At 74.7% G+C, this 13,778-nt stretch carries 11 protein-coding genes; 3 read left to right on the top strand and 8 right to left on the bottom strand.

Annotation, left to right across the window (positions count from 1 at the left end; translation table 11 throughout):
• Positions 1–2: 2 nt before the first annotated feature.
• The 4 genes from mqnC to AB0F01_RS06055 form a co-directional block, all read right to left on the bottom strand.
• On the bottom strand, positions 3–1,202 hold the full coding sequence (gene mqnC / locus AB0F01_RS06070) for a cyclic dehypoxanthinyl futalosine synthase (protein WP_362090431.1): 1,200 nt from the start codon (positions 1,200–1,202) through the stop codon (positions 3–5).
• Positions 1,203–1,325: 123 nt separating this feature from the next.
• Complete coding sequence (locus AB0F01_RS06065) at positions 1,326–2,060, bottom strand: A24 family peptidase (protein WP_362090429.1); 735 nt, start codon at positions 2,058–2,060, stop codon at positions 1,326–1,328.
• Between the two features lie 172 nt (positions 2,061–2,232).
• Positions 2,233–4,047 (bottom strand): serine/threonine-protein kinase, encoded by a 1,815-nt coding sequence (locus AB0F01_RS06060; protein ID WP_362090427.1) that lies wholly within the window; start codon positions 4,045–4,047, stop codon positions 2,233–2,235.
• 70 nt (positions 4,048–4,117) lie between these two features.
• The gene (locus AB0F01_RS06055; RefSeq protein ID WP_362090425.1) at positions 4,118–4,966 is read right to left on the bottom strand and encodes a menaquinone biosynthesis protein; all 849 of its coding nucleotides are present in this window, start codon (positions 4,964–4,966) and stop codon (positions 4,118–4,120) included.
• A gap of 344 nt (positions 4,967–5,310) precedes the next feature.
• Here AB0F01_RS06055 and AB0F01_RS06050 point away from each other — a divergent pair, with 344 nt between their 5' ends.
• Positions 5,311–5,514 carry a cold-shock protein gene (locus AB0F01_RS06050; protein ID WP_006133199.1) on the top strand — a complete coding sequence of 68 codons (204 nt, stop codon included), beginning with the start codon at positions 5,311–5,313 and terminating at the stop codon, positions 5,512–5,514.
• A gap of 302 nt (positions 5,515–5,816) precedes the next feature.
• On the opposite strand, the gene AB0F01_RS06045 is transcribed toward AB0F01_RS06050, so the two are convergent.
• The gene (locus tag AB0F01_RS06045) at positions 5,817–7,736 is read right to left on the bottom strand and encodes an AMP-dependent synthetase/ligase (protein ID WP_362090423.1); all 1,920 of its coding nucleotides are present in this window, start codon (positions 7,734–7,736) and stop codon (positions 5,817–5,819) included.
• Positions 7,737–7,974: 238 nt separating this feature from the next.
• Entirely contained in the window at positions 7,975–9,270 is a 1,296-nt protein-coding gene (locus tag AB0F01_RS06040) for an acetyl-CoA C-acetyltransferase (RefSeq protein WP_362090421.1), read from the bottom strand.
• Between the two features lie 110 nt (positions 9,271–9,380).
• Between AB0F01_RS06040 and AB0F01_RS06035 the strand changes: the two genes are divergently transcribed.
• Entirely contained in the window at positions 9,381–10,703 is a 1,323-nt protein-coding gene (locus tag AB0F01_RS06035; RefSeq protein ID WP_362090419.1) for a 3-oxoacyl-ACP reductase, read from the top strand.
• A 5-nt stretch (positions 10,704–10,708) separates the two neighbouring features.
• Positions 10,709–11,602, top strand: a complete 894-nt coding sequence (locus AB0F01_RS06030) for a MaoC/PaaZ C-terminal domain-containing protein (protein ID WP_362090417.1) — start codon at positions 10,709–10,711, stop codon at positions 11,600–11,602.
• 7 nt (positions 11,603–11,609) lie between these two features.
• Here the strand turns inward: AB0F01_RS06030 and AB0F01_RS06025 are convergent, their stop codons facing one another.
• The gene (locus AB0F01_RS06025; protein WP_362090415.1) at positions 11,610–12,281 is read right to left on the bottom strand and encodes a TetR/AcrR family transcriptional regulator; all 672 of its coding nucleotides are present in this window, start codon (positions 12,279–12,281) and stop codon (positions 11,610–11,612) included.
• Positions 12,282–12,412: 131 nt separating this feature from the next.
• Positions 12,413–13,735 (bottom strand): dicarboxylate/amino acid:cation symporter, encoded by a 1,323-nt coding sequence (locus tag AB0F01_RS06020; RefSeq protein WP_362090413.1) that lies wholly within the window; start codon positions 13,733–13,735, stop codon positions 12,413–12,415.
• Between the last annotated feature and the right edge of the window lie 43 nt (positions 13,736–13,778).

The raw sequence follows: 13,778 nt of genomic DNA, 5'->3' as shown, positions 1-13,778 counted from the left end.
GGTCAGTTGGAGGCGAGGAGCTTCAGCTCCGGGTGGGCGGTGCCGCCCTCGATGGCCGTGGAGGAGATGTGCGAGACCACGCGGTCGTCGGCCGGGTCGTTCGCCGGGTCGTCGTGCACGACCAGGTGCTCGTACGTGGTCGACCGCTGCGCGGGGACCCGGTCCGCCCGGCGGATGAGGTCGATGATCTCCAGCCGGTTGGAGCGGTGCTTGGCACCCGCCGAGGAGACCACGTTCTCCTCCAGCATGATCGAGCCGAGGTCGTCCGCGCCGTAGTGCAGGGACAGCTGGCCGGCCTCCTTGCCGGTGGTCAGCCACGAGCCCTGGATGTGCGCCACGTTGTCGAGGAACAGGCGGGCGATGGCGATCATCCGCAGGTACTCGAAGAGGGTCGCCTGGGTCCGGCCCTTCAGGTGGTTGTTCTCGGGCTGGTAGGTGTACGGGATGAACGCGCGGAAGCCGCCGGTGCGGTCCTGCACGTCGCGGATCATGCGCAGGTGCTCGATGCGCTCGGCGTTGGTCTCGCCGGTGCCCATCAGCATCGTCGAGGTGGACTCCACGCCCAGGGTGTGGGCGATCTCCATGATCTCCAGCCAGCGCTCGCCGGACTCCTTCAGCGGCGCGATGGCCTTGCGGGGGCGCTCCGGCAGCAGTTCGGCGCCGGCTCCGGCGAAGGAGTCGAGCCCGGCCGCGTGGATGCGGGTGATGGCCTCCTCGACCGACACCTTCGAGATCCGCGCCATGTGCTCGACCTCGCTCGCCCCCAGGGAGTGGATGACGAGCTGCGGGAACTCCTTCTTGATCGCGGAGAAGTGCTTCTCGTAGTACTCCACGCCGTAGTCCGGGTGGTGCCCGCCCTGGAACATGATCTGGGTGCCGCCGAGTTCGACGGTCTCCGCGCAGCGGCGCAGGATGTCGTCGAGGTCGCGGGTCCAGCCCTTGGCGGTGTCCTTCGGCGCGGCGTAGAAGGCGCAGAACCGGCACGCGGTGACGCAGACGTTCGTGTAGTTGATGTTGCGCTCGATGATGTACGTCGCGATGTGCTCGGTCCCGGCGTAGCGGCGGCGGCGCACCGCGTCGGCGGCGGAGCCCAGCGCGTGCAGCGGGGCGTCGCGGTAGAGGAGCACGGCCTCCTCGGGGGTGATCCGCCCACCGGCGGCGGCGCGGTCGAGGATGGGCTGAAGGTCGGCCTTCTCGGTCACCGGCGTCCCTTTCGTGAGGGTTGATCAGGCGGTGCGCGCGGAGCGCTCGCTGGGGGAGTGGTGGGGTGGGAGACGGGTGGGCGGACCGATCCAGCGTACGTCAGCGCGGATTCCCGGCCGACGTCAGGCCGTGTACGCGCCGATGAGCAGCCCGGTCAGGGCGCCCGTGACGAGGAACGGCCCGAACGGTATGACCGTCCCGCGTCCCGCCCGGCGGGCGAGGACCAGGGCGCCGCCGTACAGCGCCCCGAGCAGGAAGCCGGCGAACGTGCCGAGCAGTACCGTCGGCCAGCCGTACCAGCCGAGGACGGCGCCCGCGCCCAGGGCGAGCTTGACGTCCCCGAAGCCCATGCCGCCGGGGTTGATGAGGAACAGCACGAGGTAGCCGGCGCCCAGGGCGAGCGCGCCCAGCACCGCGGTGGTCCACCGGCCCGCGTGCCCGGGGAGGAGGGCGGCGGCGCCGAGCAGGAGGATCGCGGCACCGGCGAACGGCAGGGTGAGCGGGTCGGGCAGCCGCTGCACCCGCAGGTCCACCACCGCGAGCAGCACGCCCACCGGCGCCAGCAGCAGCCAGACGGCCAGTTCGGGCCGGGGCCCGGTGGCGGCGGCCAGCACGGCGCAGACGGCGGCGGTCACCGGGACGGAGGCCGATCCGGACCCGTACGGCCGCCCCGGGCAGCCCGCGCACCGGGCCGGGCCCAGCCAGCCGACGAGCACGTGTCCCGCCGGGCACACCGCCCGCCAGTCCTCCTCCGGCGGGACGGACAGCCGGTAGGCCGCGCGCGGCAGCAGCGCGCCCGCCGCGGCACCCCACAGCGCGGCGAGCACGATCAGCACGGCGTCGACGGGTAACGGCATGGGGCGTCCTGACGGGCGGGCGACGGAGGGCGGCGCCGGGGTGCCGGGCCGAGGAGATCCTAGGGATGCTCCGCGCCCGCGTCGACGGGCCCGGAGGGCCGCCGGGTCCGCCGGGCCCGTCGAGGCGGGCGCGCACGGCGGCGCACGGCAGGCGGGAAGGTGACGACAGGGCCTACGGGGTGTCCCCCTGGCTCAGCCGCGACAGGCGGGCCTCGGGCCGCCCCGACGCCTTGCTGTCGGACTCGTAGCGGAGGTCGTCGCCGGTCGGGGTGAGGACGACGGTGTGCCGGTCCTGGTCGCACACGGAGCGGTTGGACTCGGCACCGGACGCGCTGGTGACGAGCCGTTCGCCGGAGACCCGCACCAGGGTGAGGACGTCGTCGCAGACCCCGCCGAGGATGTCGGTGTGGCGGACGGTGCCGACCCGCTCGCCCACCTTCGCGTCCTGCACCGTCACCCGGAACGTCCCGAGCGGGATGGTGATGCTGTCCCGGGAGGCGGCCTGCCCCTCCCAGGTGCCGACGTAGGCGGCGGGGACCGTCCGGGCGGGGGCCTCGGACTGGGCGTCGTCCCGCGAACCCTGCGCGCCCCCGGGGGAGCCGCCCGGCAGCAGGTCGAGGACGAGGACCGAGCCGACGGTCACCGCGGCGAGGGCACCGGCGACGGCGAGCGCCACGGTGCAGCTGACCCGCCGGCCCCGGCCGCCGCCGCGCTCCCGGCCGCCGGTGGCCGTCACCGACACGGAGAGCCGTCCGGGCCGTCCGCCGCCGGAGGGCTCGGTCGGCGGGTGCGGCGGTACGGCGGACGGGGCGGGGTCCGGCGCGGGGGCCGTCCGGGGCGGCTGCGCGGGCACGGCGGGCGACGACACCGCGGGCGCATCACGGGGTTCGGGCACGGCTCCCCCGCCCGCGGCCCGGCCGGTCCCCGGCATCACCGGCGGCGGGCCGAACGTGCCGAACGTGCCGGACGCCGTCCCGTCGCCGGACCAGGCGGCCGGGCCGCCGGGCTCCGGGCCGTCGGCCGCTCCGACGGACGGGGTGCTGAACCCCACGGGCCCGGACGCGGGTCCGTCGCCGTCCCGGCCGCCGTGCCCGGCCTCCAGGTTGAGCAGCCGGACGGCGCCCCGGCTGACCTGCTCCACCAGCGGTCCGGGCAGCCACCCGCCCGCCACCAGCCGGGCCGCCCCCTCGGGGGCGAGCCGCCGGGCCACCTCGGCGGGGGCCGGGCGGGCGGACGGGTCCTTGGCCAGGCACTCCTCCACCAGCGCCCGCACCTCGCCGTCCAGGCCGCCGAGTTCGGGCGGCTCGTGGACGACCTTGTAGAGCAGGGCCGCCGAGGAGTCGCCGGGGAAGGGCGAGGCGCCGGTCGCCGCGTAGGCGAGGACCGCGCCCAGGGAGAACACGTCGGCCGCGCCGGTGACGCCCCTGCCGAGGATCTGCTCGGGCGACATGTAGCCGGGCGAGCCGATCGAGACGCCGGTGGAGGTGAGGGAGGCCGTGCCGTCCGTGGCCCGGGCGATGCCGAAGTCGATCAGCAGCGGGCCGTCGAGGGTGAGGAGCACGTTGGACGGCTTCACGTCCCGGTGCACCAGGCCCAGGTCGTGGACCGCCGTCAGCGCCTCGGCGAGGCCCGCGCCCAGCGCCCGCACCGTGCCGTCGGGCAGCGCGCCACCCTCGGTGACCGCCGCGGCGAGCGAGGGACCGGCGGCGTAGGCGGTGGCGACCCAGGGCACGCGGGCGTCGGGGTCCGCGTCCAGGACGGGGGCCGTCCAGGCGCCACCGACCCGGCGCGCGGCCTCCACCTCGCGCCGGAACCGCGCCCGGAACTCCTCGTCGAGCGCGAAGTGCGGGTGCACGATCTTGACCGCGACGGTGCGCCCGCCGGCGCTCCGCCCCAGGTAGACCCGGCCCATGCCGCCGGAGCCGAGCCGGCCGAGCAGCCGGTACGGCCCCACTGCCGTGGGTTCGTCGGCCTCGAGCGGCCGCATGGCGCCCCCCTCCCCCGTCACGCCTGGTGCGCCGGAACTCCAGCAGGGTAGTGGGCGGGGCGCCCGCTCCTCACGGCCGCAGCAGGTCCACCGTCACGTCGGCCGGGAAGCCGGTCGTGGGGCCCACCCGGCGGGCGAACTCCGCGACCGCCGCGAGCTGGGGCGCGCCGAAGCTGAAGTCGAGGGTGGTGAAGTACTCGGCCAGGGTCGCCTCGTCGAAGTCCTCCCAGCGGGCGGCCTGCTCGGCGACCTTGCCGACCTCCTGCAGGGAGAGGTTGCGGGAGGAGAGGAACGCCTCGTGCACCTTGCGGGTGATGACCGGCTCGCGTTCCAGGTAGTCGCGGCGCGCCGCCCAGACGGCGAAGACGAACGGCAGCCCCGTCCACTCCTTCCACAGCCGGCCCAGGTCGTGCACGTCGAGCCCGTAGCGGGGCGCGTCGAGCATGTTGGCGCGCAGGGCGGCGTCGCCGATCAGGACGGCCGCCTCGGCCTCCTGCATCATCGAGCTGAGGTCGGGCGGGCAGGTGTAGTAGTCGGGCCGGACGCCGTACCGCTCGGCCAGGAGCAGCTGGGCGAGGCGCACGGAGGTCCGCGAGGTAGAGCCGAGGGCGACGCGGGCGCCGTCCAGGCGGTCCAGCGGGACCTGCGAGACGATCACGCAGGACATCACCGGCCCGTCGCAGCCGACGGCGATGTCGGGGAAGGCGACCAGCTGGTCGGCGTGCTTGAGGAACTCGACCAGGGTGATCGGCCCGATGTCGAGGTCGCCCTGCACCAGCTTCTCGCTGAGCTTCTCCGGGGTGTCCTTCGTGAGCTCGAAGTCGAGGAGTGTGCCCGTTCTGGCGAGCCCCCAGTACAGGGGCACGCAGTTCAGGAACTGGATGTGGCCGACGCGCGGCCGGGTGCGAGGATTGTCCACATCGTGAGGCTAGCCCCCGCCCGGCGCGGCCGGGCCGCCCACCCTCCCCGTCCGGGGACGCCCCCGGGAATCGGGGCCCGCGGAAGGCACACTCAGGGGCGTGACGGGGGTGACGGAAGGGGCATTCAAACATTCGGGTGACGTGATCTTGACCTCTATTGCGAACGGGCACCCCCGTGCTAGGCTCGTCGCAAGTTGCAGTTTGGTTTCCCTTGCAGTACAGAGCCTGCGGAGCATGTGACCGCGGGCTCTCGTCGTTCTCAGACGGATGCAGTTGTGCGGAATTGGTCTTCACACTTGCTGGTTCTGGAGCAGGGCAACCCTTTTGAGCCCAAGGAGGGCTTATGGCTACCGGAACCGTGAAGTGGTTCAACGCCGAAAAGGGCTTTGGTTTCATCGCCCAGGAAGGCGGCGGCCCCGACGTCTTCGTCCACTACTCCGCGATCAACGCGACCGGCTTCCGGTCCCTCGAGGAGAACCAGCAGGTCACCTTCGACGTCACGCAGGGCCCGAAGGGCCCGCAGGCGGAGAACGTCACCCCTGCCTGACCCGATCCTCCGATCCGGGAACGACCAGCAGTACCCAAGGAGCCCCGCGCCGTACGGCGACGGGGCTCCTGCCTTTCGCCGTCCGGACCCCGCCCTTTCCCCTCGTCCGCATTCCGGAACGGCAGGCCACCGGACGTTGCCCGCGCGGGAATCCGCGGTCCCGGCCGGCCGGGGTACCGTCGCCCGAACGGCGTCATCCGCGGTGAATTCCCGGAGAATTTTCCGCCTCCGGGCCCCCTCTTCCACAGGAATTGCCGCCCCTCCGCGCGACACGCGGCCGGGCGCGCCACCCGTCCGGCCGGTCATCCCGCGTACAGCTCCTCCACCGCGTCGGCGAAGTCCCGCAGGACGGCCTCGCGCCGCAGCTTCATCGACGGGGTGAGATGCCCGGCCGCCTCCGTGAAGTCGACGGGCAGGACGGTGAAACGGCGGATGGACTCGGGGCGGGACAGCATCCTGTTGGCCTCGTCGACGGCGCGCTGGAGGACCGCGAGCAGGTCCGCGTCGTCGGCGAGGAGCTCCGGCGGGACCGGGTGCCTGCCGTTCATGCGCCGCCAGTGGGTGATGCCGTCCGGGTCCAGGGTGATCAGCGCGGTCACGTAGGGGCGGCCGTCGCCGAGCACCATGACCTGGGAGATCAGGGGGTGCGAGCGCAGCCAGTCCTCCAGCGGGGCCGGGGCGACGCTCTTGCCGCCCGCGGTGATCAGCAGCTCCTTCTTGCGGCCGGTGAGGGTGAGGTGGCCCTCGTCGTCGAGCTGTCCGAGGTCCCCGGTCGCGAGCCACCCGTCGGGCGCGGCGGGCACCACTCCCCCGGCCCGGGGGTCCCAGTAGCCGCGCAGCACGTGCTCGCCCGCGACGAGGATCTCGCCGTCCGCGGCGATCCGGACCCGGGTGCCGGGCAGCGGCAGGCCCACGGTGCCCAGGCGGGGCCGCTCGGGCGAGGTGATGGTGGTGGCGCCGGTGGTCTCCGTCAGTCCGTAGCCCTCGAAGACCTCGATGCCGGCCCCCGCGTAGAAGGCGGCGAGGCGGCGGCCGAGCGGGGAGCCCCCGCTGATGACGTAGCGGACCCGGCCGCCCATGGCGTTGCGCAGCTTGCGGTAGACCAGCGGGTCGTACAGGGCGCGCGCGGCCTTCAGCGCGCGGGACGGGCCCGGCCCGGTGCCGTTGCGGCCGGCCTCGACGGCCTCACCGTGGCGGCGGGCCACGGCGACCGCCCGGTCGAAGGTCGCCGCGCGCCCGCCCGACTCCGCGCGGGCGCGGGCGGTGTTGAAGACCTTCTCCAGCATGTAGGGGATGGTCAGCAGACAGGTCGGCCGGAAGGCCGCCAGGTCCGGGAGCAGGTCCTCCGGCTTCAGGCTGGGCGCGTGGCCGAGGCGCACCCGGGCCCGGACGCAGGCCACGGCGACCATCCGCCCGAAGATGTGCGACATGGGCAGGAAGAGCAGGACCGACGCCTCCTCGCTGGTCCGGGCGCGGAAGACGGGGTAGAGCAGCTCGATCGCGTTGTCGACCTCGGCGAAGAAGTTGCCGTGGGTCAGGGCGCAGCCCTTGGGGCGGCCGGTGGTGCCGGAGGTGTAGACGAGCGTGGCGAGGGTGTCGGGGCCGAGGACCCCCCGGCGCACCTCCACCTCCTGGTCGGGCACCTGTGCCCCGGCCTCGGCCAGCCGTTCCACGTGCCCCTTCTCCACGACCCACACGTGGCGCAGGCCGGGCAGGTGGGCGAGTTCCGGGCCGAGGGCGGCGGCCTGTCCGGCGCTCTCGGTGATCAGGGCGACGGCGCCGGAGTCGTGGAGGATCCAGCGCGCCTGGTACGGCGAGGAGGTGGGGTAGACGGGCACCGTGACCAGCCCGGCCGCCCAGGCCGCGAAGTCCAGGACCGTCCACTCGTAGATCGTGCGGGCCATGACGGCGACCCGGTCCCCCGGCCGCAGCCCTTCGGCGATCAACCCCCGGGCCACCGCCCGCACCTGGTCCGCGAACGCGGCGGCGGTCACGTCCGACCAGTCGCCGTCCGCCGACCGACGGCTGAGGACCACCTCGTCCGGCGCCGCGTGCGCGTTGTCGAAGGGCAGGTCGGCGAGCGAACCGTGACGCACCGGCCGGGCGAGCGGCGGCACCGACACCTCGCGCACGACGCCGTCGAGCCGTCGGATCTCGGCCTCGGCCGGGGCGGTCGCGCCGTACGCGTCGTCGGGGGCGGGGGAGGAAGGCGCGGGGGACACGGGGCGGCTCCAGGGACGTGCGGTGGGGGTGGCCGGGTGCCGTCGCGCGGGCTCACCGGCCGGGGCGCCCGGCGGCGGCACGCGTCGCGGGGCGTTCCGGGGGAAGGGGGGCGGACCGGCCGGACCGGGATCGTACGGCGCGCGCGTGACGGGATCGTGCGGGTTCCGGGGCGGTCCGGAGCCGGGGATGTGCAGTCTCGGGGGATCACCGGGCGACGCGCCCGCCCGCGACGGCCGGTCAGGCGCGCTCCAGCACCGCCGTCACCCCCTGGCCGCCGGCCGCGCACACGGAGATCAGGCCGCGGCCCGGGCCGTCCCGCTCGGCGAGGAGTTTCGCCAGGGTCGCCACGATGCGGGCGCCCGTGGCGGCGAACGGGTGGCCGGTGGCCAGCGACGACCCGGCCACGTTGAGCCGGGCGCGGTCGACGGCCCCCAGCCCCTGCTTCTCCCAGGCCGCCAGGGTGGCCAGCACCTGGGAGGCGAACGCCTCGTGCACCTCGATCAGGTCGAAGTCGTCCAGGCCCAGCCCGGCACGCTCCAGCATCCGCGGGACCGCGTACGCCGGGGCCATCAGCAGGCCGTCCTCGCCGCCCGCGACGTCGCCGCCGGCGAAGTCCACGGCGGCCGTGGCACAGGTGGTCAGGTGGGCCAGCGGGGTCAGGCCGCGGGCCTCGGCCCACTCCTCGCTCGCCAGCAGCACGACGGCGGCGCCGTCGGTGAGCGGGGTGGAGTTGCCCGCCGTCATCGTCGGCGCGGGACCGTCGAGGCCGAAGACCGGCCGGAGCTTCGCCAGGCTCTCCACGGTGGAGCCGGGCCGCAGGTTCTGGTCGCGCTCCAGCCCGCGGAACGGCACCACCAGGTCCTCGAAGAAGCCGCGTTCGTACGCCGCCGCCAGCCGCTGGTGGCTGGCCGCGGCGAGTTCGTCCTGGGCCTCGCGGGTGACGCCCCACGCCCGGGCGGTCACGGCGGCGTGCTCGCCCATGGACAGGCCGGTGCGCGGCTCGGCGTTGCGCGGGATGTCGGGCACCAGGTGACGGGGGCGGATCCCCGCCAGGGCCTTGAGCCGGGCCCCGGCCGAGCGGGCCCGGCGGGCGGCCAGCAGGATGCGGCGCAGGTCGTCGTTGACACCGAGGGGCGCGTCGCTCGCGGTGTCCGCGCCGCCCGCGACCGCGGCCTCGCTCTGCCCCAGCGCGATCTTGTTGGCGGCGGCGATCACGGCCTGCAGGCCGGTGCCGCACGCCTGCTGGATGTCGTAGGCGGGGGTGCGGGGGTCCAGCCGGGAGCCGAGGACGGTCTCGCGGGCCAGGTTGAAGTCGCGGCTGTGCTTGAGGACCGCGCCGGCCACGAACTCGTCCACGGCGCCCGGCTCGTCGAGGCCGTGGCGCTCGACCAGGGCGTCGAGGGCGGCGGTGAGCATCTCCTGGTTGGAGGCGGTGGCGTAGGGGCCGTCGGCGCGGGCGAAGGGGACGCGGCTGCCACCGATGACGGCGACCCGCCGCACCGCCGTCCCCGGCAGCGGCTTCGAAGGACTCATCTCGACCTGCTCCTCACGCGTGACCTAGGATAACCTCCGGTAACCTTACTCCAGAGTAAGCACGGGGCGGCCCTCCGGCGAGCCCCCCACGAACCCGCTGGGAGTCGCACATGGCCGACCGCTACCTGAGCTTCACCGGCACCCCGCCCGGCCGCTTCCTCACCCGCCGCCTCGGCCTCCCCCGGCCCACGGCCCTGAAGCGCTGGTCGCCCGGGCAGCCGGCCCTCGACGGCGGCCTGCTCCACCTCACCGCCGGCACCTCCGACCTCGACCTCGCCCCGGTCCTCGCCACCACCGGGCTCGCCCCCGACGACGACGGACGGCCCGCCGCGGTCGTCTTGGACGCCACCGGGGTACGGGACGTCGACGGCCTCGCCGCCGTGCACGCGGCCCTGCACCCCGTCGTCCGGTCGGTCACCGCCAACGGACGCATCGTCGTCCTCGGCACACCCCCGGACCCCGACGACCACCACCAGGCCGCAGCCCAGCAGGCCCTGGAGGGGTTCACCCGCTCCCTCGGCAAGGAGACCGGCCGCGGCACCACCGTCAACCTGCTCCGCCTCGCCGGAGCCGCCCCCGCCGCCGCCTCCACCCTCCGCTTCCTGCTCTCGCCCAGATCCGCCTACGTCAGCGGCCAGGTCATCGGCGTCGGCACCGGCACGGACGGCCGGGAGACGGCCCCCGGCGACGCCACCGCCGACCGCCCCCTGGCCGGCCGCACCGCCCTGGTGACCGGCGCCGCCCGCGGCATCGGCGAGGCCGTCGCCGAGACCCTGGCCCGCGACGGCGCCCGGGTCGTGGTGCTCGACGTCCCGCAGGCCGAACAGGACGCCGCCCGTGTCGCCGAACGCCTCGGCGGCACCGCGCTGCCCCTCGACATCACCGCCTCCGACGCCGGCCGGCGGATCCTTCAGGCCCTCCCCGACGGCCTCGACATCCTGGTCCACAACGCGGGCATCACTCGCGACCGACGGCTCGTCAACATGCCCGCCGACCGCTGGAACCCGGTCCTCGACGTCAACCTGGCGAGCGTGCTGCGCACCACCGACGCCCTGCTCGACGCCGGCGCCCTGCGGCCCGGCGGACGCATCGTCGCGACGGCCTCCATCGCGGGCATCGCCGGCAACGCCGGACAGACCAACTACGGCGCCTCCAAGGCGGGCATCGTCGGCCTGGTCCGCTCCCTGGCCCCCCGCGCGCACGCCGCCCACGGCGTCACCGTCAACGCGGTCGCACCGGGCTTCATCGAGACGAAGATGACCGCCACCGTCCCGCTGCTCATCCGCGAGGCCGGCCGCCGCATGAACTCCCTCGCCCAGGGCGGCCTCCCCGTCGACGTCGCCGAGACCACCGCCTGGTTCGCGCACCCCGACTCGGGCGCGGTCAACGGCCAGGTCGTCCGCGTCTGCGGCCAGAGCCTGCTGGGGGCCTGACACCCATGACCCCCGCCCCCGGCACCCCGGCCCACGTCCTCGACGGCTCCCCCGCCCTCCCCCCGCTCCTGCTGCGCGGCGCCCTGCTCTCCCCCTTCAAACGCCCCCGTCCCGACGCCGGCTTCCCCCGCACCCGCCTGGTCCTGCCCGGCCTGCGCGTGGACCCGGCCCGGCTCGCCGCCTACCAGCGGGTCTGCGGCTTCCCCGTCGGCGCGGACACGCTGCCGGTCACATACCCGCACGTCCTCGGCTTCCCCGCGGCCATGCGGCTGATGAGCCGGCGCGACTTCCCCCTGCCGCTGCTCGGGCTGGTCCACACCGCCGTGCACATCACCCGGCACCGACCGTCGTCCGCCACCGACGCGCACGAACTCACCGTGTACGTGCGCGGCCTGAGCCCGCACCGGCGCGGCACCGAGGCCACCGTCGTCACCGAACTGCGCACCGGCGGAGTGCTCGCCTGGGAGTCCAGCAGCACCTACCTCGCCCGGCACCGCACCCCCGCCCGCACCCCCGACGCCCCGGGCGCCCGCCCCGCGGACACGCCGGATGCCGGCCCCGCCGACGACCCCGCGCACCTGCCCGCCGTCGACACCTGGCAGCTCCCCGGCGACCTGGGACGGCGCTACGGCGCCGCCTCCGGCGACCGCAACCCGATCCATCTGCACCCGCTCACCGCGCGGCCGTTCGGCTTCCCCCGGGCCATCGCCCACGGCATGTGGACCGCGGCCCGCTGCCTCGCCGCCCGCCCGGTCCCGGACGCCGCCGTGGTCCGGGCCGGCTTCCGCGCGCCGGTCCCGCTGCCCGGGACGGTGACCCTGGCGGCCGACGGCGGGCGCTTCGCCCTGCGCGGCCCCGGGGACCGCGTCCACCTCACCGGGGAGATCCGCCCGCTCTGACGCCGGGTCAGCTCGGGTCGGCGGCGCCGCCGTCGTCCTCCTCGGGCGGCGACCAGCGGGCGCCCGCCATCAGGTTGCCCAGCCCGGCCCACGCGAAGTTCATCAGGGTCGCCGCCGCCTGCCGCGCCGTCGTGCCCGGGGTCGCGTTGGCCCAGTCGGCCAGCGACTCGGCGGCCCCCACCAGGGCCTCCGCGAGCCCCGACACCTCGCGCTCCGGCAGGTCCGGGTCCCGGTGCGCCTCCCGCGCGGCGGCCAGGATCAACTGGGTCACGAAGGCCACGATCTCCGCCCGCATCGCGGCCACCTCGGCCGCGAACACCGAGCCCTGCGTACGGGCCTGCAGGTGCAGCACGGCCCAGCCGTCGGGGTGCCGCGCGGTGTGCGCGAAGAACGCCATCAGCCCCGCCCACAGCTGCCGGTCCGCGGGCAGCTCCGGCCGCGCCCCCGCGCGCACCGCCTCGGTGAGGGCCTGCGCCTCCCGCCGGATGCAGGCGGTGAACAGGTCCTCCTTGGAGTTCAGGTACAGGTAGACCAACGGCTTGGACACACCCGCCAGTTCGGCGATCTCGTCCATCGACGCGGCCATGTACCCCCGCCGCCCGAAGGTCCGCACGGCGGCGTCCAGCATCTGCTGCTCACGGACCGCACGCGGCATCCGCTTGGTCTTCACGGCACCCATGCGGATCAGCGTACGGGGCCCCGGCCCCGGCTCCACCGCCCGCCGCCGACGCGGGCCGGAAACGCCCGTGCCCGCGGACCCCCTCTCGGGAGCCCGCGGGCACGGGACGACGGCGGCCGCCGCGCGTCGCGTCAGGCCGGTACCGCCACCTGACGGGAGTCGTCGGCGGGGGTGTCCCCGTCGACCGGGGAGGAGTGCACCGAGTCGTAGGCGTCCCGGTCCAGCAGTCCCTCGCGGGCGGAGACGACCACCGGCACCAGCGCCTGGCCGGCCACGTTGGTGGCCGTGCGGATCATGTCCAGGATGGGGTCGATCGCGAGGAGCAGGCCGACGCCCTCCATCGGCAGGCCGAGGGTGGACAGGGTCAGCGTCAGCATGACGGTCGCGCCGGTCAGGCCCGCCGTGGCGGCGGAGCCGACCACCGACACGAAGGCGATCAGCAGGTAGTCGCCGACGCCGAGCGGGACGTCGAAGATCTGCGCGACGAAGATCGCGGCGATGGCCGGGTAGATCGCGGCGCAGCCGTCCATCTTCGTGGTCGCGCCGAACGGCACGGCGAAGGAGGCGTACTCGCGGGGCACGCCGAGACGTTCGGTGACCTTCTGGGTGAGCGGCATGGTGCCGACCGAGGAGCGGGAGACGAAGGCCAGCTGGATGGCGGGCCAGGCGCCCTTGAAGAACTGCACCGGGTTGATCTTCGCGACGCCCGCGAGCAGCGCCGGGTACACGCCGAACATGACGATGAGGCAGCCGATGTAGATGTCGGCGGTGAAGGTCGCGTACTGGCCGAGCAGGTCCCAGCCGTAGCTGGCGATGGCGTTGCCGATCAGGCCGACGGTGCCGAGGGGCGCGAGCCGGATGACCCACCACAGCGCCTTCTGCAGCAGCGCCAGGACGGACTCGCTGAAGACCAGGACGGGTTCGGCCTTCTCGCCGAGCTGGAGCGCGGCGATGCCGGCGACGGCGGCCATGAAGACGATCTGCAGCACGTTCAGTTCGGTGAACGGCGTGATGACGTCGGGAGGGATGATGCCGGTGAGGAAGTCGATCCAGGAGCCGGTCTTCTCGGGCTTCGCCCCGTCGGCGGGGGTGAGGCCGGTGCCGGAGCCCGGGTTGGTGACCAGGCCGATGGTGAGGCCGATGGCGACCGCGATCAGCGACGTGATCATGAACCAGAGCAGGGTGCGGGAGGCCAGGCGGGCCGCGTTGTTGACCTTGCGCAGGTTGGTGATCGAGACCAGGATCGCGAAGAAGACCAGGGGGGCGACGGCCAGCTTCAGCAGGCCGATGAAGGTGCCGCCGACCTTTTCGAGGGTGGTGACCAGCCAGGAGAGGTCCTGGCTGCGGGCGAGCCAGCCGAGCAGGACGCCGAGGACCAGACCGGCGAGTATCTGGGCCCAGAAGGGTGCCCGGACGGGCAGCCTGAAGGACTTCGTGTTCGTGGACACGGACATGCTCCGAGGGGGACGCGGTGGTGAGGGGGGAAGGTGGCGGGGG

The sequence above is a fragment of the Streptomyces sp. NPDC029526 genome (assembly GCF_040637405.1).
Taxonomy (GTDB): Bacteria; Actinomycetota; Actinomycetes; order Streptomycetales; family Streptomycetaceae; genus Streptomyces.
The sequence above is the reverse complement of the archived record's forward strand: the minus strand, read 5'-3'. Positions and strand labels throughout refer to the sequence as shown.